The organism is Methyloversatilis sp. XJ19-49, from assembly GCF_024580145.1.
GTDB lineage: Bacteria > Pseudomonadota > Gammaproteobacteria > Burkholderiales > Rhodocyclaceae > Methyloversatilis.
Genome location: NZ_JANINI010000008.1, coordinates 79247 through 99945 on the forward strand (window position 1 = coordinate 79247; position 20699 = coordinate 99945).

At 62.3% G+C, this 20699-nt stretch carries 18 protein-coding genes and 1 other RNA gene; 14 read left to right on the top strand and 5 right to left on the bottom strand.

What is annotated here, in order from left to right; genetic code table 11:
- Window positions 1-271 precede the first annotated feature (271 nt).
- A complete protein-coding gene (gene htpX, locus NMQ16_RS10935) occupies window positions 272-1147 on the top strand; it encodes a protease HtpX (RefSeq protein WP_257080711.1) in 876 nt (291 codons plus the stop codon).
- Window positions 1148-1190: 43 nt separating this feature from the next.
- Window positions 1191-2180 carry a YcjF family protein gene (locus tag NMQ16_RS10940; RefSeq protein WP_257080712.1) on the top strand — a complete coding sequence of 330 codons (990 nt, stop codon included), beginning with the start codon at window positions 1191-1193 and terminating at the stop codon, window positions 2178-2180.
- A 737-nt stretch (window positions 2181-2917) separates the two neighbouring features.
- Here NMQ16_RS10940 and ssrA read toward each other — a convergent pair.
- The 5 genes from ssrA to NMQ16_RS10965 form a co-directional block, all read right to left on the bottom strand.
- Window positions 2918-3280: a transfer-messenger RNA gene (gene ssrA, locus NMQ16_RS10945) on the bottom strand.
- Window positions 3281-3311: 31 nt separating this feature from the next.
- Window positions 3312-3971 carry an HAD family hydrolase gene (locus tag NMQ16_RS10950; RefSeq protein ID WP_257080713.1) on the bottom strand — a complete coding sequence of 220 codons (660 nt, stop codon included), beginning with the start codon at window positions 3969-3971 and terminating at the stop codon, window positions 3312-3314.
- Window positions 3964-4671, bottom strand: coding sequence for a bifunctional 2-polyprenyl-6-hydroxyphenol methylase/3-demethylubiquinol 3-O-methyltransferase UbiG (gene ubiG / locus NMQ16_RS10955; RefSeq protein WP_257080714.1), 708 nt, complete (start codon window positions 4669-4671; stop codon window positions 3964-3966). The genes NMQ16_RS10950 and ubiG overlap by 8 nt, the downstream gene beginning before the upstream one ends.
- A 120-nt stretch (window positions 4672-4791) precedes the next feature.
- Window positions 4792-5535 (bottom strand): OmpA family protein, encoded by a 744-nt coding sequence (locus tag NMQ16_RS10960; RefSeq protein WP_373566778.1) that lies wholly within the window; start codon window positions 5533-5535, stop codon window positions 4792-4794.
- Window positions 5536-5673: 138 nt separating this feature from the next.
- The gene (locus NMQ16_RS10965) at window positions 5674-7005 is read right to left on the bottom strand and encodes a TRZ/ATZ family hydrolase (RefSeq protein WP_257080821.1); all 1332 of its coding nucleotides are present in this window, start codon (window positions 7003-7005) and stop codon (window positions 5674-5676) included.
- Window positions 7006-7195: 190 nt separating this feature from the next.
- Between NMQ16_RS10965 and gyrA the strand changes: the two genes are divergently transcribed.
- The 12 genes from gyrA to rfaE1 all read left to right on the top strand — a co-directional run bounded on the left by gyrA (window position 7196) and on the right by rfaE1 (window position 20655).
- Window positions 7196-9808: a DNA gyrase subunit A gene (gene gyrA, locus NMQ16_RS10970; RefSeq protein WP_257080716.1), complete on the top strand. Its 2613-nt coding sequence runs from the start codon at window positions 7196-7198 to the stop codon at window positions 9806-9808.
- 7 nt (window positions 9809-9815) lie between these two features.
- A complete protein-coding gene (gene serC, locus NMQ16_RS10975) occupies window positions 9816-10901 on the top strand; it encodes a 3-phosphoserine/phosphohydroxythreonine transaminase (RefSeq protein ID WP_257080717.1) in 1086 nt (361 codons plus the stop codon).
- Between the two features lie 3 nt (window positions 10902-10904).
- The gene (gene pheA, locus NMQ16_RS10980) at window positions 10905-12020 is read left to right on the top strand and encodes a prephenate dehydratase (protein WP_257080718.1); all 1116 of its coding nucleotides are present in this window, start codon (window positions 10905-10907) and stop codon (window positions 12018-12020) included.
- A complete protein-coding gene (gene hisC, locus NMQ16_RS10985; RefSeq protein ID WP_257080719.1) occupies window positions 12017-13114 on the top strand; it encodes a histidinol-phosphate transaminase in 1098 nt (365 codons plus the stop codon). The genes pheA and hisC overlap by 4 nt, the downstream gene beginning before the upstream one ends.
- An 8-nt stretch (window positions 13115-13122) precedes the next feature.
- Window positions 13123-14001 carry a prephenate dehydrogenase/arogenate dehydrogenase family protein gene (locus tag NMQ16_RS10990; RefSeq protein ID WP_257080720.1) on the top strand — a complete coding sequence of 293 codons (879 nt, stop codon included), beginning with the start codon at window positions 13123-13125 and terminating at the stop codon, window positions 13999-14001.
- Between the two features lie 52 nt (window positions 14002-14053).
- Complete coding sequence (gene aroA / locus NMQ16_RS10995; RefSeq protein ID WP_257080721.1) at window positions 14054-15349, top strand: 3-phosphoshikimate 1-carboxyvinyltransferase; 1296 nt, start codon at window positions 14054-14056, stop codon at window positions 15347-15349.
- Entirely contained in the window at window positions 15346-16044 is a 699-nt protein-coding gene (gene cmk / locus NMQ16_RS11000; RefSeq protein WP_257080722.1) for a (d)CMP kinase, read from the top strand. Before aroA ends, cmk begins: the two co-directional genes overlap by 4 nt.
- A 91-nt stretch (window positions 16045-16135) precedes the next feature.
- A complete protein-coding gene (rpsA, locus tag NMQ16_RS11005) occupies window positions 16136-17854 on the top strand; it encodes a 30S ribosomal protein S1 (protein ID WP_223300160.1) in 1719 nt (572 codons plus the stop codon).
- Between the two features lie 95 nt (window positions 17855-17949).
- Window positions 17950-18255, top strand: coding sequence for an integration host factor subunit beta (locus NMQ16_RS11010; RefSeq protein WP_257080723.1), 306 nt, complete (start codon window positions 17950-17952; stop codon window positions 18253-18255).
- Window positions 18256-18267: 12 nt separating this feature from the next.
- Window positions 18268-18498, top strand: a complete 231-nt coding sequence (locus NMQ16_RS11015) for a lipopolysaccharide assembly LapA domain-containing protein (protein ID WP_257080724.1) — start codon at window positions 18268-18270, stop codon at window positions 18496-18498.
- An 18-nt stretch (window positions 18499-18516) separates the two neighbouring features.
- Window positions 18517-19692: a lipopolysaccharide assembly protein LapB gene (gene lapB, locus NMQ16_RS11020; RefSeq protein ID WP_257080725.1), complete on the top strand. Its 1176-nt coding sequence runs from the start codon at window positions 18517-18519 to the stop codon at window positions 19690-19692.
- Between the two features lie 3 nt (window positions 19693-19695).
- On the top strand, window positions 19696-20655 hold the full coding sequence (gene rfaE1 / locus NMQ16_RS11025) for a D-glycero-beta-D-manno-heptose-7-phosphate kinase (RefSeq protein ID WP_257080726.1): 960 nt from the start codon (window positions 19696-19698) through the stop codon (window positions 20653-20655).
- Window positions 20656-20699: the final 44 nt, after the last annotated feature.

Sequence of the window (20699 nt, forward strand, 5' to 3'; positions counted from 1 at the left end):
TCGGATGCTGCGGCGCAAAATCGGGATGTGGTGGATGAGCGACGGTCAGCGGACGCTGCCCAGCTGCCGCGCCGGATCGGCGTGGGATGCGGGAAGAGCTTTTCAAGCGATTAAAACTTCCAAAAGATGGAAGTTAAACGTAGTTTAGTTCGTGTTGTTCGATGTTTTGCGCAAGGCTAATATCGGACGCTGACACGTGTTGCGCCCGGTGCGCCACGCCGATTCACCGAAGGCGGTGCGCTTTGCCCGTCGAAAAAAGGAGATTCACGCCATGAAACGCGTCCTGCTGTTCCTCGCCACCAACATGGCCATCGTGCTGGTGCTGTCCATCACCATGCGCTTGTTGGGCGTCGAGCCCTACCTGACCGAGAACGGCCTCAATCTGGGCTCGCTGCTGATCTTCGCCGCCGTGATGGGTTTCGGCGGCTCGCTCATTTCGCTGGCGATCTCCAAATGGACCGCAAAACGCGCAATGGGCGTGCGGGTCGTCGAAACGCCGGCGAACTCGACCGAGTTCTGGCTGTACGAGACCGTGCGCAAGTATTCGGCCGAGGCCGGCATCAAGATGCCCGAGGTCGGCATCTACGATGCGCCCGACGTGAATGCGTTTGCGACGGGAATGAGCAAGAACAGTTCGCTCATCGCAGTATCCAGCGGCCTGCTTCAGCAGATGACACGTGCCGAGGCCGAAGCCGTCATCGGCCACGAAGTGGCGCACGCCGCCAATGGCGACATGGTGACGCTGGCGTTGATCCAGGGTGTCGTGAACACATTCGTGATGTTCCTGTCGCGCGTCATCGGCCACACGGTCGACCGGGTCGTGTTCAAGAACGAGGACGGTCACGGCCCGGCCTTCTTCGTCACGATGATCGTGGCCGAACTTATTCTCGGTGTGCTTGCGTCCATCATCGTCATGTGGTTCTCGCGCCAGCGCGAGTTCCGTGCCGACACCGGCGGCGCACGACTGGCCGGCCGCAGCAACATGATCGCCGCGCTGGAGCGTCTGAACTCGCTGCATCCGCAGCCGCTGCCGGACAAGATGGCCGCGTTCGGCATCGCGGGTGGCGGCAATGGCGGCCTTAAGCGCTTGTTCATGACGCACCCGCCGCTGGAAGAACGCATCGCTGCGCTGAAGGCTGCGCAGTGAGTGCGTCAGTGATGCAGTCGAGTAATCGAAACGGAGTGACGACATGAAGCCCGAAGAACAGAGCGCCCTGCTGGCCATCGTGTTGTACGCGGCGCTCGCCGACGGCAACAAGCATGACCGCGAACGCGACGAAATACGCCGTATCGCCGAATCCGTCTCGGGGGAGGCTGGCGGCGCCGATCTGGGCCGCGTCTATCAGGATGTGCTGCTCCGGCGGGTGTCGCTGGATGCGTGCATCGCCGCGCTGACCGACGCAGGCCAGCGCCAGCTCGCCTATGAAATGGCGGTGTGCGTCTGCGACGCCGATGGCCGGCAGAGCGAAGCGGAACAGCGTTTCCTCGGTGAGCTGAAGACGCGTCTTCAGCTCGACGCCGAGCAGGCGGCCGCTTTTGATGCCGACGCCGAAGCCATCGTGGCTTCGGGCGAGGTGGCGGTGCCGCTGTCCGTCGGTGAAGCACCACACCCGGTGGCGGCGGTACCTTCGGCCGCGGGGGCGACAGTGTTCCAGTCGTCGGTACCGGAGGCCGAACTCGACAAGTCCATCCTCAACCATTCGCTGATCAATGGTGCGCTGGAGCTGCTGCCGCAGTCCTGGGCGTCGATGGCCATCATTCCGCTGCAGGTCAAGATGGTCTACGGCATCGGCAAGGCGCACGGCGTGACGCTGGACCAAGGCCACATCCGGGAATTCATCGCCGCGGCCGGCGTCGGGCTGACGTCGCAATATCTCGAGCAATTCGGTCGCAAGCTGCTTGGCGGCCTGCTTGGCAAGGCGGCCGGCAAGACATTCGGCAAGCTGGGTGGCGCAGCGACCGGCATGGCATTCTCGTTCGCCACCACCTATGCCCTCGGACAACTGGCGAAGCGCTATTACGCCGGCGGTCGCATGATGAATGCCGCGATGTTGCGTGACACCTTCCAGAACCTGCTTGCGCCGGCAAAGCAGATGCAGGCGCAGTACCTGCCACAGATCCGGCAGCAGGCCGAAACACTGGACATGGGGCGAGTAATGGCGATGGTGCGGGGCAACTGACAGGATGCCTGTACGGACAGGCTGAGGGTGACGCGCGTGCAGAACGCACTGCTGCCCGCGCAGCTGTCCGCCTTCAACGAGACATGGCGCCGGGACGGCGATCCCAAGGATAACAAGAATGTCATTTGCCATGCGCCGGCCCCGTGACCGTCGAGTTCGCCGAAGCTTCAGTGTTCAACTGAAGGCCGAAATCGTGATCAGGAGCTAAGTTCCGGATCATGATGAGAAAGGCCTGCACGGCATGCAGGCGGATCAAACTTCCCTGGACGCTTGGTGTGTGAGCCTTCGCACTCGCATGTCGCTGCTGGCGCATGCGGCTTCCGTGCTGCGGAGTTGGCCACGCTCTGGCTGCTGCCGGGAAATCGCAGTGCCACCATTGCGCATGCACGAGAGCGGCACACCGACGAATCAGCAGGTTGTCGTTTTTTGGTGGGGAGACGCCACCCGCGCGCGCCGTTAGGTTGGATGAGAAGCAGCACGCCACCGCCGTCATTGAGCTTGTACGGACGGTCCTTCGGCTTCGCGTTGCGGATGGTGACTTCGGGTAGCTGCACGACTGCCACGGTCGGGAAACTCCTGCGGCGGGTAACTCGAATCGAGCTGGCTGCGGCGTCAAATTACCCGCGAAAACGTCCGATGCACAAGGACATACCCGGATGTCTATGAGCGTAAAAAAGGCCAAAACTCCTTGAAATCAAAGTGTTTTGGCCTTTTTTGGATGCTGCTGGATGAAATTTTGGTGGAGGCGGCGGGAATCGAACCCGCGTCCGCAAGCCCTACACAGACAGTTCTACATACTTAGCCTGGCCATTTGGTCTAACCCGTCACCCGCCGACCCGGCAGGCTGATGAAAGGCGATCCGCTTGATTTTCGTGATGCACCACGCGGCGGAGTGCATCCTTACTTTAGCTGTTAATGGCGCTGCGACCGGTTGCCCGGCCCGACCCGCTAATCAGTCGGTGCAGCGTCCGGCCTTAAGCGGCCAGAGCGTAAGATTCGTCGTTGGCGACTATCTAATTTTCGGTTGGATTTACGAGGTACTCCGACCCTCGGTATGCCCTGCGCTGCTTCGCGACCCACGTCGAGACCAGGTCGCCCCCTCAGCAATTACATGATACCACCCGAAGGTGATTACAAGAGGGTGAGCAGTTCAAGCGGGTGGTGAATGATGTGATCGGCGCCCCAGTCGCGGAAGTGCGCGCCGGTGCCGAGGTAGCCGAAGGCTGCCGTGACGGTGCGCATGCCGGCGGCCCGGCCGGCCTCGATATCGCGCAGATCATCACCGACGTAGATGCAACGTGCCGGGGCGACCGCCATCTGTTCGGCCGCCAGCTTCAGACCTGCGGGATCCGGCTTCGGTACCGGAACGCTGTCACCGCTGATGATGCTGGATGCGCGTTCGTGCAGACCGAGTTCGCGCATCAGTGGCAGCGTGAAGCGCGCTGCCTTGTTCGTGACGACGCCCCAGGGCAGGTTGGCGAGCTCGAGTCGGGTCAGCACTTCGCCCATGCCTTCGAACAAGCGGGTTTGCACGCACAGGGCCGTTTCGTAGATCGCCAGAAATCGACTGGCGAGCGCGGCATAGCGCTCGTCGTCGGGGGGGATCCCGAAACCGGCACCAATCAGGCCGCGTGCGCCGGCCGAGGTGTGTGGCCGCAGGACGTCTGCGGGCAGTTCGGGCAGGCCCGATTCGGTGCGCAGTCGGTTCAGCGCACCGCCGAGGTCGGGCGCCGTGTCTGCGAGCGTTCCGTCAAGGTCGAACAGAACGCCACGTGTACGCAATTCATTCATCGCGCACGCATCGCATCAGGTAATTGACCGTCGTGTCGCGGCCGAGCGAATAAACCTTGGTCAGGGGGTTGTAGAGCATGCCCATCAGTTCGACTTCACGCAGGCCTGCCGCACGTGCGTCCTGTGCGAGCTCAGACGGTTTGATGAACTTCTCGTATTCGTGCGTACCGCGCGGCAGCAGGCGCAGTATGTATTCGGCGCCGACGATGGCAAACAGCCAGGACTTCGGATTACGGTTCAGCGTCGAGAAGAAAACCGTACCCCCCGGGCGCACCATTGTGGCGCATGCGCGTATTGTGCTCGCCGGATCGGGCACGTGTTCCAGCATTTCCATGCAGGTGACCACGTCGTACTGGCCGGCATTTTCGCGTGCGTGATCTTCCGCTGACTGGAGTACGTACCGCACGTTGCGGCCACTTTCAAGCAGGTGAAGTCGTGCTACCGAAAGCGCCTTTTCGCTGAGATCGATGCCGGTTACGTCGGCGCCGCGCGCGGCCATGCTCTCCGACAGGATGCCACCGCCGCAACCGACGTCGAGCACGCGCTTGCCGGCGATGCCGGTGCAGCCGTCTATCCAGTCGAGTCGCAGCGGATTGATTTCATGCAGTGGGCGAAACTCGGATTCCGGGTCCCACCAGCGGTGCGCGAGTTCGGAAAACTTCTCCAGCTCGAGCGGATCGGCGTTCTGTTGAGTAGTCATGTGCACATTGACAGGGCAAGGCGTTCATCGGTTGCAGTCGATGGTATACGCAGCTTCGGGAAAAGTCGGACGAAAAAAAGCCCTGCACAAGTGCAGGGCTTTTCCGATCAAGGGACCCGCTTACTTCTGGGTGCCGATGATTTCGATATCCACGCGACGGTCAGGCTGGAGGCAATTCACCAGCTTCTTGTTGCGGAAGTTTTCTGCGCCCATCTTCATGCAGGCATCGCCCGTGACCGGCTGCGATTCGCCCTTGCCTTCAGTGTAGACACGATTCGCTTCTACGCCCTTGCTGACGATGTATTCCTTCACCGCAGCTGCGCGCTTCTCGGACAGCGTCTGGTTGTACTTTTCCTTGCCGATGCGGTCAGCGTGGCCGACGGCGATGATCACTTCAAGGTCGATCGAACCGAGCTTGCTGACCACGTCGTCAATCTTGTCCTTGCCTTCCTGGCGGAGTACGGCCTTGTCGAAATCGAACAGGGCGTCTGCCGACAGGGTGATTTTCTGTGCGGCGGGCTTCGGCGCGGGAGCCGGGGCGGGGGCGGGAGCGGGCTTCGGTGCCGGGGCGGCTACGACCGGAGCGGGCGGCTCGCACACATCCTTCGGGAGCAGGTCCTTGTCGCAGGCGCAACCGACTGCAGGCACGGATGCAGCGTAGGCCGGGGTCCAGAAGCCGGTCCTCCAGCACAGGCCGGTTGCGCTGCGAACCACAACGCCGCGGCTGTCAATCACATACGGGACGTGGGCCTGGATCTTCGGGTCGACCTTGATGTCTTCAGCCGCGGATACGTTCGAGGCAAAGCTGGCGGAAGCGGCGAGCAGAGCGATGAGCAGCGGTTTTTGCGTCAGTTGTTTTAGCATGATCCCCTCGTATGAGACTTGAATCGGTTGTAAATCGGACCTTCCATGGATTCGCAAGATTCCGGAGCAAACGCCCGCAAAGTCTTTGCTGAAGCCACGATTACCAGCGAAATCCGCCAAGACGGCAGCGGCAAGCCGTTATTTGAATACCTTATTTTGCCACAGCCGCCCGCGCGCCTTCAATTCGTTGTTGTGCGGGTGCAACATGATGCCACGGCTGACAAGCGCTTGTCCTGCGACCCATACTTCGCTGACATGTTCCCGCCCTGCGGCATACACAATGTGCGACATCGGCGCGTAACAGGGACGTGTTTCGAGCGCGTCGAACGCCACGGCGCAGAGATCTGCCGACTTGCCCGGGCGAATGGAGCCGATAAGGTGATCGAGGCCGAGCGCGCGCGCGCCCCCTAGTGTTGCCATATGCAACAACTGAGCGGCCGGCAGCGCAGCGGCGTCGCCAGTGGTGAGCTTGGCAAGAAGCCCTGCCTGGCGCATTTCCTGGAACAGGTCGAGCCTATTGTTGCTGGCGGCCCCGTCGCTGCCCAGTCCGACATTGACGCCTGCTGCCATCAGCGCCATGACTGGCGCCGCGCCGCTCGCAAGCTTCATGTTGGACGTGGGACAGTGCGCCACGCTTGCGCCTTCGCGGCCCAGCAACGCAATTTCGTCAGCATCCAGATGTACCGCATGTACTGCAATCAGTCCCGGGCCGACCAGCCCGATCCGGTGCAGGCGTTCGAGCGGCCTTACTCCGTATTGGGCAATGCTCTGCTCGATTTCACTCTGCGTTTCGTGGACATGGGTATGGACGGGCAGATCAAGTTGCTCGGCCAGTGTGCGGATGCGCTCGAACGTGGCGTCGGAAACCGTATAGGGTGCATGCGGCGACAACGTGAAGTGAAGCAGCGGGTGGGATTTGTGGCGATCCCTCACTGCGAGCCCTCGGCTGATGTACTGATCGGCGTCACTGGCCCAGGCGCTTGGAAACTCGATCACCACAATGCCCAGCACGGCGCGCATGCCCAGATTGATCGCGGCTTCGGCAGCGGCATCCGGAAAGAAGTACATGTCGTTGAAGCAGGTGATGCCGCCGCGCAGCATTTCAGCGCAGGCCAGCGCGGTTCCGTCGCGGACGAAGTCGTGGCTCACATGTTCCTGCTCGGCCGGCCAGATGTGCTCGCTCAGCCAGCGCATCAGCGGCAGGTCGTCCGCGTAGCCTCGCAGCAGATTCATCGCGGCGTGGCTGTGGGCATTGACCAGGCCCGGAATCAATACATGGTCGTCCAGCGTCCGGAGCTCACCCGGTGTGTAGCGCTGGCGTGCTTCTTCCGCCGGCAGGACATCAACGATGCGGCCGTTGCTGACCGCAACGGCGTGATATTCGAGCACCATCCCGGCAGGTTCGACCGGGATGATCCAGCGGGCTTCGATCAACAGGTCGATTGCAATGGGCGCTTGCGCTGTGTGCATGGATGTCGGGCGGAGGAGAGGTCGGTGCGATTTGACGAAGTCTAGTCTGTCCGGGTGACGTGCGGCGGCCCCGGGGCGAGTGCAAGCGCATGTTAAACTTGCGGTTTGGCTGCACAAACCGCCCGCACAGACAGCAAGCCGTCTGACTGGTTTCATACAACGACAGCCGCCGTCCGCCTCCCGCCCTCAGATGACCATTTCTTTTGCCAAGGAAACGCTGCCCATTTCGCTCGAAGACGAAATGCGGCATTCCTACCTCGATTACGCGATGAGCGTGATCGTCGGCCGCGCGCTGCCCGATGTGCGCGACGGCCTCAAGCCGGTGCATCGCCGGGTGCTGTTCGCGATGCACGAGGCGAACATCCAGTGGAACCGGCCCTACGTGAAGTGCGCTCGCGTTGTGGGCGATGTCATGGGTAAGTACCACCCACACGGCGATTCGGCGATCTACGACACGCTGGTGCGCATGGCGCAGGACTTTTCGTTGCGCTACACGCTGATCGACGGCCAGGGCAATTTCGGATCGGTAGACGGCGACAACGCGGCGGCCATGCGTTACACCGAGTGCCGTCTGGACAAGATTGCCGCTGAGCTGCTGGCCGACATCGACAAGGAAACCGTCGATTTCGGACCGAACTACGACGGCAAGGAGCAAGAGCCGCTGGTGCTGCCCAGCCGCATTCCCAACCTGCTGATCAACGGCAGTGCGGGCATCGCGGTCGGCATGGCGACCAACATTCCGCCGCACAATCTGGGCGAAGTGCTCGACGCCTGCCAGTTGCTGTTGAAAGAGCCGGACACGACGATCGAACAGCTCATCGACATCGTGCAGGCCCCCGATTTTCCGACCAGCGGATTCATCTACGGTCTGACCGGCGTGCGCGAGGGCTACATGACCGGCCGCGGCCGTGTCGTCATGCGCGCCCGCACGCACTTCGAGGACATCGATCGCGGCAGTCGGCAGGCCATCATCGTCGATGAGCTACCGTACCAGGTTAACAAGAAGACCTTGCTCGAGCGCATCGCCGAGCTCGTGAACGAAAAGCGGATCGAGGGCATTTCCGACATCCGCGACGAGTCCGACAAGTCCGGCATGCGCGTGGTGGTCGAACTCAAGCGCAACGAAGTGCCGGAAGTCATCCTGAACAACCTGTACAAGCTCACGCAGCTGCAGGACACCTTCGGCATGAACATGGTGGCGCTGGTCGATGGCCGGCCGCGTCTGCTGAACCTGCGCGAAATGCTGGACTGCTTCCTGTCGCACCGGCGCGAAGTTATCACCCGTCGCACCGTGTTCGAGTTGCGCAAGGCGCGCGATCGCGGACACGTGCTCGAAGGTCTGGCGGTTGCGTTGTCGAACATCGACGAAATCATTGCGCTCATCAAGGCCTCGGCGTCGCGCGCCGAGGCGCAGGTCGCACTCATGTCGCGGCCGTGGACGTCACCGCTGGTCGATGAAATGCTTGCCCGTGCCGGTGCCGAAGCGTTCCGGCCGGATGGTCTCGATGCGGCATTCGGTTCGTTCGCCGACGGCTACCGCATGTCGGACGCGCAGGCCAAGGCCATTCTGGACATGCAATTGGCCCGCCTGACCGGCCTCGAGCAGGAAAAGATCATGTCCGAGTACAAGGAGGTGATCGCACAGATCATCGACCTGCTCGACATCCTGGCCCGCCCGGAACGCATCAACTGGATCATTTCCGACGAGCTGCGCCAGATCCGCGACCAGTTCGCCGACGGCCGCCGCTCGGAAATCGTCACGCACACCCAGGATCTGGGCATCGAGGATCTGATCGCTCAGCAGGACATGGTCGTGACGCTGTCGCACGGCGGCTACTTCAAACGCCAGCCGCTGGCCGACTATCGCTCGCAACGCCGCGGCGGACGCGGCAAGCAGGCAGCGGCGGTGAAGGAAGACGACTTCGTCGACCAGCTGTTCATCGCCAACACGCACGACTACATCCTGTGCTTTTCCAGCCGCGGTCGCGTCTACTGGCTCAAGGTGTACGAGGCGCCGGAAGGTTCGCGCAACTCGCGTGGCAAGCCCATCGTGAACCTGTTTCCGCTGATGGAAGGCGAGAAGATCACGGCCGTGCTGCCGGTGAAGGAATTCGACGAGAACCACTACATCTTCATGGCGACCGGCCGCGGCACGGTCAAGAAGACACCACTGTCGGATTTCGGCAATCCGCGCAAGGCCGGCATCATCGCCGTCGATCTGGATGAAGGCGACGTGCTGATCGGCGTCGCGATCACCGACGGTACCGACGACATCATGCTGTTCTCGGACGCTGGCAAGGCCGTGCGCTTTGCAGAGGCTGACGTGCGTCCGATGGGCCGTACTGCACGTGGTGTACGCGGCATGATGATCGAAGGTGGCCAGAGCGTGATCTGCATGCTGGTGTCCAAGAACGATGAACTGAGTGTGCTGACCGCAACGGAGAACGGTTATGGCAAGCGCACCCGGGTGACCGAGTATCCGAAACATGGTCGCGGCACCAAGGGCGTCATGGCGATCGCGTCGAGCGAGCGCAATGGCGCGGTGGTCGGTGCCGTGCTGGTCGATACCCGGGATGAAATCATGCTGATCTCTACCGGCGGCGTACTGATCCGCACGCGGGTGGAAGACATCCGGGAAATGGGCCGTTCGACCCAGGGCGTCACGCTGATCAACCTCGATGGTGGCACCCGCCTCGCGGGCGTCGAAAAGGTGATCGAAAGCGACAGCGAAGCCGACGTCGATTCCGACGCCGAGTCAGAGTCTGCCGGTGAAGCCGATGCCGGGGGCGAGGACGCGGAATAGTTCTGACATGGGCGAGCGCGCATACAACTTCGGGGCTGGGCCGGCGATGATGCCGGACCCGGTGATCGAGCGGATTGCGCGCGAGTGGCAGGATTTTGATGGAGGTGGATACTCGGCGCTCGAACTGGGGCACCGCAGCGAACCGTTCGCCGACATTCTCGCCCGCGCCAAAGCCGATCTGCGCGAACTGCTCGCGATCCCCGATTCTCACCACGTGCTGTTCCTTCACGGCGGTGCCACGCCGCACTTCGCAATGGTACCGCTGAATCTGGCGCGCGAGGGGCAGAGCGCGGATTACATCCACACCGGTTACTGGTCTGACAAGGCGATGGCTGAAGCCGCACCTCTGGCCAATGTACGCATCGCCGCCAGCGCAGCCGCCAGCGAATTCGATCGCGTACCCGATGCGGCGAACTGGCAACTGGATCCGCAGGCCGCGTACGTGCACATCTGCGCCAATGAAACGATAGGTGGCGTCGAATTTGCCGATTATCCGGATACCGGCAGCGTCCCGCTGGTGGCGGACATGTCGTCGAACATCCTGTCGCGGCCACTGGATGTGTCGCGCTTTGGCCTGATCTACGCGGGGGCACAGAAGAACATCGGCCCGGCCGGACTGGCAATCGTGATCGTCCGCGACGACCTGCTGCATCGTGCGCGGGCTGCGGTGCCATCGATGATGAGCTATGCGCGCCACGTCGAGTGGGATTCGATGTACAACACTCCCGCGGCGTTCATGATCTGGGTTGCCGGGCTGGTGTTCGAGCATGTGAAGAAGGCAGGTGGCGTCGCGGCGATGCAGCGGGAGAACGCTGCCAAGTCGACGCTTATCTACAACGTGCTCGACGGTTCGAAGCTGTACACGAACCGCATCCAGAAGGGTTCGCGTTCGCGCATGAACATTCCTTTCTTCCTTCGCGAGCCGCGGCTGGAAACACGCTTTCTTGATGGCGCGCGCCGGCGCGGGCTGATCAACCTCAAGGGACATCGCGCGGTGGGCGGTGTGCGCGCCTCGCTTTACAACGCGATGCCGCTCGACGGTGCGCGCGCACTGGCCGACTACATGACTGAATTCGAACGCAGGTACGGTTGAACGATGGCATCCGATCCGACTCCCCCGACATCCACTTCCGAGCTGGAGGAATTGCTGAAGTTGCGCGATGCGATCGACGACATCGATCAACGCGTGCTCCAGCTCATTTCCGAGCGGGCGCGTGTCGCGCACCGCATCGGCGAAATCAAGCAGGGCAACATCTATCGCCCGGAACGTGAAGCGCAGGTGCTGCGCCGGCTCGAGGATAACAATCCGGGCCCGCTGCCCGGCCACGCGGTCAAGACGGTATTTCGCGAAATCATGTCGCACTGCCTCGCGCTGGAGCAGCCGCTGACGGTCGCTTTCCTCGGTCCGGCAGGTACCTTTTCCGAAAGTGCGGCACGCCGGCATTTCGGTTCGGCGCCGGCTCTGCTGCCACTGGCTACGATAGATGAGGTGTTTCGTGCGGTGGAGGCCGGCAACGCGGCGTACGGCGTCGTGCCAGTCGAGAATTCGACCGAAGGCGCGGTCGGACGAACGCTGGACATGCTGCTCAGCACGACGCAGATGGTCTGCGGTGAAGTCATGTTGCGCGTCGAACAGAATCTGATGAGTCGCGACACGCCGTTGAACGAGGTGCGTTGTGTTTACTCCCATTCGCAATCGCTCGCGCAGTGTCATGAATGGCTCAACCGCAACCTGCCGGGCGTACCGACGGTGGCGGTGGCCAGCAATGCCGAGGCGGCGCGTCGCGCAGCCGAGGAGGAGCGCGCTGCAGCGATTGCTGGCGAGGCCGCAGCGCGTGCCTACGACCTGCACATCCTTGCCGCCAACATCGAGGATGATCCGGCGAACACCACGCGCTTCCTGGTGTTGGGCGAGCACGATGCAGGTCCGTCGGGCCGCGACAAGACCTCGCTCATCTTCACCGTCCAGAACCGTTCCGGTTCAGTCGTGCGTTTGCTGCAGCCACTGGCCGATGAGGGGGTCAGCATGACGAAGTTGCAGTCGCGACCGGTACGCGGCTTCGGCAGTGGCGGCTGGCAGTATGTTTTCTATGTCGATATCGAAGGTCATCTGAGTGAGCCGGCCGTCAGCAAGGCAATCGCCCGCATCCGCGGCGAAGCAGGTTCGCTCAAGGTGCTGGGTTCCTATCCGGTTTCGGTGAGCAATTCATGAGTGTGTTCGACCGCGCAGCGGCGCATATCCGTTCGATTTCCCCGTATCAGCCGGGTAAGCCGATTTCCGAACTGGCCCGCGAAATGGGGCTGCAAGAGTCTTCCATCGTCAAACTCGCGTCCAACGAAAATCCGCTGGGCATGAGCCCGCATGCCCGCGCGGCCGCGCTGGCAGCGATCGACGAGGTGCCGCGCTATCCCGACGGCAACGGCTTCGAACTGAAGCAGGCCCTGATGCGCCATCACGACATCGAGATGAATCAGATCGTGCTCGGCAATGGCTCGAATGACGTGCTCGAAATGGTGGCGCGCGCGCTTCTGGGGCCGGGCAGCAGTGCGGTGTATTCGAAGCACGCCTTCGCGGTCTATCCGCTGGCGACGCTGGCTGCAGGCGCTTTCGGCATCGAAGTCCCTGCGCATGGTTTCGGCTGCGATCTCGGCGCGATGCGTGCAGCCATCCGTGTCGACACGCGTGTCGTGTTCATCGCCAATCCGAACAATCCGACCGGTACATTTGTCGACGCTGCGGCGCTTGAGCGGTTCGTTGCTTCCGTGCCGGTTGATGTGTTGGTCGTGCTGGACGAGGCGTACAGCGAATACCTGCCTGAACACCTTGCCTACGATAGCGCGCGCTGGCTCGCACGCTATCCCAACCTGCTGGTGTCGCGCACCTTTTCCAAAGCGTATGGACTCGGGGGGCTTCGCGTTGGTTACGGCATCGGTCAGCCGTCGGTGGTCGATCTGCTCAATCGCGTTCGGCAACCGTTCAATGTGTCGAATGTCGGCCTCGCTGCAGCCGCAGCCGCGCTGACCGACCAGGATTTCGTGCGTGCCTCGGCTGCAGTGAATGCAGCCGGGCTGCGCCAGATGGAAGCGTTCTTTGACGGGCAACGCATCGAGTACATCCACTCCTGCGCCAATTTCATTGCCTTCCGCGCGGGTGATGCGGCCACCACCAACCGCCGATTGCTCGAGCAGGGAGTCATCGTGCGTCCGATCGCCGGCTACGCGATGCCGGAATGGCTGCGCGTGTCGATCGGCGTCGAGTCGGAGAACGCGCGCTTTATCGATGCCCTGACAAGGGCTTGGACGTGACCCGCGTCATGACGAAGCCTCTGGTCGGACGCCTGCTGGTCTGCGGTGTCGGTCTGATCGGCGGCTCATTTGCTGCGGCGTTGAAGCAGGCGAAGCAGGTTGGCGAGGTCGTCGGCATCGGACGCACTGCGGAAAGCATGCAGGACGCGCTGTCTCTTGGCCTCGTCGACCGTGTCGAGACAGACTGGAGAACCGCCCTGCAGGGTGTCGATCTGGTGCTGCTCGCGATGCCGGTGGGCCAGATGGATGTCGTGATGTCGCAGCTGATGCCGCATCTTTCACTCGACACGGTGGTCACGGACGCCGGCAGCACCAAGGCCGATGTCGTTGCGGTGGCGCGAGCCCGGTTCGGTTCCCGCATCGGGCAGTTCGTGCCGGGGCATCCGATCGCCGGTGCCGAAAAGAGCGGCCCGCAGGCGGCGCGCGCCGAGTTGTACGACAAGCGCAGGGTGGTATTGACGCCGCTGGTCGAAAACGATGACGCAGCGATCGATCTGGTCCGCAAGGCCTGGCAGGTGTGCGGTGCGCAGGTGTCGACCACTTCGCCCGAACACCATGACCGATGGCTGGCGTCGGTCAGTCACCTGCCGCATCTGCTGTCGTTCGCATTGGTGTCCGAACTGGCCGCTCGGTCGAACGCCGACGAGATATTCAGCCTCGCCGGCGGCGGCTTTCGCGATTTCACCCGCATCGCTGCCAGCCACCCCGAAATGTGGCGCGACATTTTCTTTGCCAATCGCGATGCATTGCTTTCCGAATTGACCGCCTATGAAGAAGAACTCGCGCGCTACCGCACGCTGATCGAGCAAGGCGACGCGGCGGGCATCGAAAAGCTGCTGGGCATCGCCCGAGAGGCCCGCGTTGCCTGGGCGCAGCGCCAGAGCTGATCCGACAGCCGGCCGTCCTCGTTTGATGGTGCCGGCGAACCTTCCCGCTATGATGAAAATAGAATTTCTCGACCTTCCTGCTGCCTCCACTGCCCGCGGTACGCTGCGGTTGCCAGGCTCGAAAAGCATATCGAACCGCGTGCTGCTTCTCGCAGCACTCGCGCGAGGCGATACGCTGCTGCACGACCTGCTGGCCTCCGACGACGTAGACCGCATGCTCGATGCCCTGCGCAGTCTTGCCGTGGATTGGCAACACGCGGGCGGCAACGACTATCGTGTTCACGGCACCGGCGGGCAGTTCGCGGTACGTGAAGCGGACTTGTTCCTCGGTAACGCCGGCACGGCCTTCCGTCCTCTGACAGCGGTGCTGGCCCTGATGGGCGGCGAATATCGTCTGCACGGAGTGCCGCGCATGCATGAAAGGCCCATCGGCGATCTGGTGGACGCACTGCACCAGGTCGGCGCACAGATCGATTACGAGGGCCAGGCCGGATTTCCGCCGCTGCGTATCCATCCGGCGCGGTTACGGCAGGTGGAAGTCGTCAGCGTGCGCGGTGACGTGTCGAGCCAGTTCCTGACCGGGCTGCTGATGGCGCTGCCGCTGACCGGGCGTGCTGTGCGCATCGATATTGAAGGTGAGCTGATCTCCAAGCCCTATGTCGACATCACGCTTGCCCTGATGCGCCAGTTCGGTGTCGATGCCTGTCGCGATGGCTGGTCATCGATCAGCCTGCCGGCTGCGGCGGAGTACGTGTCGCCCGGCGAATGCTTTGTCGAGGGCGATGCATCTTCGGCGTCCTACTTCCTCGCTGCCGGCGCGATCGGAGGCGGCCCGGTGCGGGTCGAAGGCGTGGGGCGTGATTCGGTTCAGGGCGATGTGGCGTTCGCGCAGGCGCTGGAACAGCTGGGCGCGGTCATCAACATGGGGCCGAACTGGATGGAGGCATCCGCTCCGGCAAGCGGGCGACTGCGTGCTTTTGATCTCGACCTGAACCACATTCCGGACGCGGCGATGACGCTGGCTATCTGCGCGCTGTTTGCCGACGGTCCGAGCCGGCTGCGCAACATCGCCAGCTGGCGGGTCAAGGAAACCGACCGCATCGCTGCGATGGCGATCGAACTGCGCAAGGTCGGCGCCACGGTGGAGGAGGGCGCTGATTATATTGCGATCACCCCGCCCAAGGCCTTCATCGCCGGTGCATCGATCGACACCTACGACGATCACCGAATGGCCATGTGCTTCTCGCTGGCTACGCTGGGCGGTGTGCCGCTGCGTATCATGGACCCCGGCTGCGTCGCCAAGACTTTTCCCGACTACTTCACTCGCTGGGCGGAGGTGGCTCGATGAGCGGCGACGTTCGGGCGCCTGTGATCGCAATAGACGGCCCGTCGGCGTCCGGCAAGGGGACGGTCGCCGCGCGCGTTGCGGCGGCGCTGGGCTTCCACCTGCTCGACAGCGGCGCGCTCTATCGTCTCACGGCTCTGGCTGCGCTGCGGCGCGGCGCGTCTCTGGACGACGGAGAAGCGCTTGAAGCCATTGCTACCGCGCTCGATGTGCGTTTTGCGGGCAACGCGACCTTGCTTGCCGGTGAAGATGTGTCGGACGCGATGCGCAGAGAGGACGCCTCGGTCGGTGCGTCGAGAGTTGCCGTACACCAGGGCGTCCGGCAGGCCCTGCTTGAGCGACAGCGAGCCTTCCGCCGGCTTCCCGGACTGGTGGCCGACGGTCGCGACATGGCCTCCGTGGTGTTCCCCGACGCCGCGCTCAAGGTTTTCCTCACCGCCAGCGTCGAGGTCAGAGCGCAGAGGCGGTATAAGCAGTTGATCGAAAAAGGTGTTTCTGCTAACCTAGAAAGTCTTTCTCAGGATTTGCGTGAACGCGACGAACGGGACAGCAAACGAGCCAACGCGCCGCTGGTGCGCGTAGCCGGTGCGATTCCGCTAGATACGAGTTCGATGTCCGCAGATGCCGCCGTCAGGATTGTTCTTGATGCGTGGGAGCAAGTGAAGGCAGGGCAGCCGGTGCATCGAACTGATTCCTGATTCGCCGTTGTCCAGAAAGTGCACCCTGCGAATGTTCGCAAGGGTGTTGTGATCACCCCTAACCCGTTGCCGCGCAAGCGGCTTTTTGCCAATGTCCCAAGTTGCCCAGTCGTCCGAATCCATGGATTCCATGGAAAGTTTTGCAGCGTTGTTCGAGGAAAGCCTCCAGCGTCAGGAAATGCGCGCAGGTGAGGTCATTACCGCCGAAGTGATGCGCGTCGACAACAATTTCGTTGTCGTGAACGCCGGCTTGAAGTCGGAAAGCTATATCGCGATCGAAGAATTCCGCACGGATCGTGGCGAGCTCACCGTTGCGCCGGGCGATTACGTCAGCGTCGCAATCGAAATGCTCGAAGACGGTTACGGTGAAACCCGGCTGTCGCGCGACAAGGCAAAACGCATCGCTGCGTGGAACGAACTCGAAAAGGCACTCGGCGACGGCACCATCGTCAAGGGTCTGGTGTCGGGCAAGGTCAAGGGCGGTCTGACCGTGATGACCAACGGCATCCGCGCTTTCCTGCCGGGTTCGCTGGTCGATCTGCGTCCGGTCAAGGACACCGCGCCGTACGAAAACAAGGAATTCGAATTCAAGGTCATCAAGCTCGACCGCAAGCGCAATAACGTGGTCGTGTCGCGTCGCGCAGTGCTCGAACTGACCGCAGGCGAAGAGCGCGAAAAGCTGCTCGAGAACCTGAAGGAAGGCACGATCGTCAAGGGCATCGTCAAGAACATCACCGATTACGGCGCATTCGTCGACCTCGGTGGCATCGACGGCCTGCTGCACATCACCGATCTGGCATGGCGCCGCGTGCGTCACCCGTCGGAAGTGCTCGCGGTCGGTGATGAAGTCGAAGCGAAGGTGCTCAAGTTCGATGCCGAGAAGAACCGCGTGTCGCTGGGTCTCAAGCAGCTGGGCGAAGACCCGTGGGTGGGCATTTCGCGCCGCTACCCGCAAGGCACCCGCCTGTTCGGCAAGGTGACCAACCTGACCGACTACGGCGCATTCGTCGAGATCGAACAGGGCATCGAAGGCCTGGTTCACGTGTCCGAAATGGACTGGACCAACAAGAACATCCACCCGACCAAGGTTGTCCAGCTGGGCGACGAAGTCGAAGTGATGATTCTCGAGATCGACGAGGACCGCCGCCGGATTTCGCTGGGCATGAAGCAATGCCAGGCAAACCCGTGGGAGGATTTCTCGATGAACCACAAGAAGGGCGACAAGGTCCGTGGACAGATCAAGTCGATCACTGACTTCGGCGTGTTCATCGGTCTGACCGGCGCCATCGACGGTCTGGTGCATCTGTCCGACCTGTCATGGTCGCTGACCGGCGAAGAAGCCGTTCGCAACTACAAGAAGGGCGACGAAGTCGAAGCCATCGTGCTGTCGATCGATGTTGAGCGCGAGCGTATTTCGCTCGGCGTCAAGCAGATGGATGGAGATCCCTTCACCAACTTCATCGCCACCCACGACAAGAACAGCGTCGTGCGCGGAAACGTGAAGTCGGTCGATGCCAAGGGCGCGGTGATTGCGCTTAACGACGACGTTGAAGGCTATCTGCGCGCATCCGAAGCGTCGCGTGATCGTGTTGATGACCTGACCACTGTGCTGAACGTCGGCGACGAGATCGAAACGATGATCGTCAATCTCGACCGCAAGACCCGTTCGATCACGCTGTCCGTGCGTGCGAAGGATCAGGCAGACCAGAACGACGCGATTCAGAAGATCCAGTCCGAAGGTTCGTCGGCCAGCAGTGGCACCACCAACCTGGGTGCGTTGCTCAAGGCGAAGTTGAAGAACCCCTCCTGATCGCAGCTTGCGATTGAGGCTTGGTGACAGCGCCGCCTGCGGGCGGCGTTGTCTTGTCATCATCCGGCTCCGTGCACCTGCTCAATCGATCTGTCATGACAAAATCCGAACTGATCACCCGGCTGGCTACCCGCTTCCCGCAACTGGTGGCGAAGGATGCCGACTACGCAGTCAAGATGATTCTCGATGAAATGACGGCCGCACTGGCGCGTGGCGACCGCATCGAAATCCGTGGCTTCGGCAGTTTTTCGCTGAATCACCGGCCACCGCGCGTGGGTCGCAACCCGAAGTCCGGCGAAAAGGTTCTCGTGCCCGAGAAACGCGTGCCGCATTTCAAGGCGGGCAAGGAACTGCGCGAACGAGTCGATCAGGCACTTGCTGCTGCATCGCCCGTATCCTGATTTCACTCGCCCATGGCCATCCTCACCTGGCTGCTGCGCATTGTCGTGTTCCTGCTGCTGCTGGGCCTTGCTGCGCGCAACAGCGATCCGGTCACTGTGCGCTGGTTCTTCGGCCACGAGTGGCGCATCGAACTGTCGGTCCTGCTGCTCGCATTGTTCGTGCTGGGCGTGTTGCTTGGTGCGTTTGCAGGCTGGACGCATGCGCGCAAGCAGTCTGGCCCGACTCCAACTTCGGCTGACTGAGCCGGCTACCCACTGAACATGGACATCGAACTTTGGTGGTTGCTCGCGCTGCCACTCTTCTTCGGACTCGGCTGGCTGGCTGCGCGCATCGATATTCGCCATCTGGTCAGCGAATCGAGAGCGCTGCCGCGTTCATATTTTGCCGGCCTGAACTTTTTGCTTAATGAACAGCCGGATCGCGCCATCGAGTCATTCATCGAGGCGACCCGCAGCGATCCGCAAACCACCGAACTGCAGTTCGCGCTCGGTAATCTGTTCCGTCGCCGCGGCGAGACCGACCGTGCCATCCAGATTCACCAGGCGTTGGTGAAGCGAGAGGATATCAAGCCGGAGTTGCGCCTAAATGCCCGGCTGGAACTGGGTCAGGACTATCTGAAGGCCGGTCTGCTCGATCGCGCCGAAGAGGTTTTCGTGGGTCTGCGCAATACGCCGCTCGACATGGCAGCCCTGCATCACCTGCTCGACATTTACCAGCAGGAGAAAGAGTGGGCAAAGGCAATCGAGATCGCACGCGCCTTGCCGCCGGGCGAATCACACCGCGCGCAGAAGGACATTGCCCAGTTCCTGTGCGAGCTGGCCACCCATGCGCTTGCGCAGTCGCGTTACAGCGACGCCCGGCCGCTACTCGAGGACGCGCTGGCCACGCATCGCAAGTGTGTGCGTGCGCTGGTATTGATGGGAGACCTGCACGCTGCCGAGCAGCAGTGGGAACTTGCGATCGAGCAGTGGCAGCGGGTCGAACAGCAGAATCCGGTCTACCTCGCACTGGTTGCCGGCCGTCTGGCCGACGCCTACCGCAAACTCGGTCGCGAACGTCAGGGCATCACGTTGCTGAAGAGCTATCTTGAACGCCACACTTCCCTCGATCTGCTCGACGTCGTGTTCAAGGAGGAACTCGACACGGAAGGGCCGGCCGGTGCGCTCGCGCTCGTGCGCGACGAATTGCGCCGCAATCCGACGCTGCTCGGCCTCGACAAGCTGCTTGAGGCACAGATGCAGACGCTGCCGCCGGAGTCGCGCACCGATTCCGATCTGATGAAGGGCATCATCCATGCGCACACGCGTCGCGTGGCGCGTTACCGTTGCGATACCTGCGGCTTCAAGGCGCGCCAGTTTCACTGGCGCTGCCCGGCCTGTGGCGGCTGGGAAACCTATCCGCCCAAACGTACCGAAGAATTCGACCTCACGCCCTGATCGATGCGCCTTTCGTCATCCAACTTGTCGTTGCCCGACACCTCTCGTACGCGCATCCTCATCGCCGGCGATGTGATGCTGGACCGCTACTGGTTCGGCGACGTGCAGCGTATTTCGCCAGAGGCACCGGTGCCGGTGGTAAAGATCGACCGGGTGGAAGAGCGGCCGGGTGGCGCGGCCAACGTCGCGCGCAACTGTGCCGCACTGGGCGCACACGTAAGCCTGTTGTCGGTCGTGGGTGCCGACGAGGCTGGCTGCACGCTGCGCGAACAGATGAAGTCGGCGGACATCGATGCCAGCCTGCACGAAGACGCCGCCTTGTCGACCACGATCAAGCTGCGCGTGATCGGACGCCAGCAGCAACTGTTGCGCATCGATTTCGAGAACATGCCCACGCACGAAGTGTTGCGCGCCAAGCTTGATGAGTTTGCCCGCCGGGTGAGCGACGCGGATCTGGTGATCCTGTCTGATTACGGCAAGGGCGCGCTGTCGAACATCCGCGACATGATGGATATCGCCCGAACCGCCGGCAAACCCGTGCTGGTCGATCCCAAAGGCGACGACTATTCGCGCTACGCCGGCGCCACGCTGTTGAAGCCGAATCGCAACGAGTTGCGTGAGGTCGTTGGACGCTGGCTGGACGACGACGACCTTGCGCACCGCGCGCACGCGCTGCGTGACGAACTGAATCTTGGCGCGCTGCTGTTGACCCGCTCGGACGCCGGCATGAGCCTGTACGACGCGGACGGTGTCATTCACGAGCCCGCGCTCGCACGCGAGGTGTATGACGTGAGCGGCGCAGGCGATACGGTGATCGCCACTATGGCCGTCATGCTGGCGGCAGGCAGTTCGATGCCCGATGCGATGCGGCTGGCGAACCGTGCAGCGGGCATCGTCGTTGCGAAGCTCGGCACTGCGGTATGCTCGCTGGACGAATTGGCGGCCGATCTGCATCACACCTGATCCGACGGTCGCGCGACGTCTGTCTTACGTCTGCCTGTGGAGTT

Excerpts from the sequence above, each read along its gene's own strand:
- NMQ16_RS10965 (WP_257080821.1), bottom strand. The coding sequence starts at position 7,005 with ATGCACACAGCGCAAGCGCCCATTGCAATCGACCTGTTGATCGAAGCC.
- NMQ16_RS10990 (WP_257080720.1), top strand. The coding sequence starts at position 13,123 with ATGACGAAGCCTCTGGTCGGACGCCTGCTGGTCTGCGGTGTCGGTCTG.
- lapB (WP_257080725.1), top strand. The coding sequence starts at position 18,517 with ATGGACATCGAACTTTGGTGGTTGCTCGCGCTGCCACTCTTCTTCGGA.
- NMQ16_RS10940 (WP_257080712.1), top strand. The coding sequence starts at position 1,191 with ATGAAGCCCGAAGAACAGAGCGCCCTGCTGGCCATCGTGTTGTACGCG.
- cmk (WP_257080722.1), top strand. The coding sequence starts at position 15,346 with ATGAGCGGCGACGTTCGGGCGCCTGTGATCGCAATAGACGGCCCGTCG.
- serC (WP_257080717.1), top strand. The coding sequence starts at position 9,816 with ATGGGCGAGCGCGCATACAACTTCGGGGCTGGGCCGGCGATGATGCCG.
- pheA (WP_257080718.1), top strand. The coding sequence starts at position 10,905 with ATGGCATCCGATCCGACTCCCCCGACATCCACTTCCGAGCTGGAGGAA.
- rpsA (WP_223300160.1), top strand. The coding sequence starts at position 16,136 with ATGTCCCAAGTTGCCCAGTCGTCCGAATCCATGGATTCCATGGAAAGT.
- gyrA (WP_257080716.1), top strand. The coding sequence starts at position 7,196 with ATGACCATTTCTTTTGCCAAGGAAACGCTGCCCATTTCGCTCGAAGAC.
- NMQ16_RS11015 (WP_257080724.1), top strand. The coding sequence starts at position 18,268 with ATGGCCATCCTCACCTGGCTGCTGCGCATTGTCGTGTTCCTGCTGCTG.
- htpX (WP_257080711.1), top strand. The coding sequence starts at position 272 with ATGAAACGCGTCCTGCTGTTCCTCGCCACCAACATGGCCATCGTGCTG.
- ubiG (WP_257080714.1), bottom strand. The coding sequence starts at position 4,671 with ATGACTACTCAACAGAACGCCGATCCGCTCGAGCTGGAGAAGTTTTCC.
- NMQ16_RS11010 (WP_257080723.1), top strand. The coding sequence starts at position 17,950 with ATGACAAAATCCGAACTGATCACCCGGCTGGCTACCCGCTTCCCGCAA.
- NMQ16_RS10950 (WP_257080713.1), bottom strand. The coding sequence starts at position 3,971 with ATGAATGAATTGCGTACACGTGGCGTTCTGTTCGACCTTGACGGAACG.
- aroA (WP_257080721.1), top strand. The coding sequence starts at position 14,054 with ATGAAAATAGAATTTCTCGACCTTCCTGCTGCCTCCACTGCCCGCGGT.
- rfaE1 (WP_257080726.1), top strand. The coding sequence starts at position 19,696 with ATGCGCCTTTCGTCATCCAACTTGTCGTTGCCCGACACCTCTCGTACG.
- hisC (WP_257080719.1), top strand. The coding sequence starts at position 12,017 with ATGAGTGTGTTCGACCGCGCAGCGGCGCATATCCGTTCGATTTCCCCG.
- NMQ16_RS10960 (WP_373566778.1), bottom strand. The coding sequence starts at position 5,535 with ATGCTAAAACAACTGACGCAAAAACCGCTGCTCATCGCTCTGCTCGCC.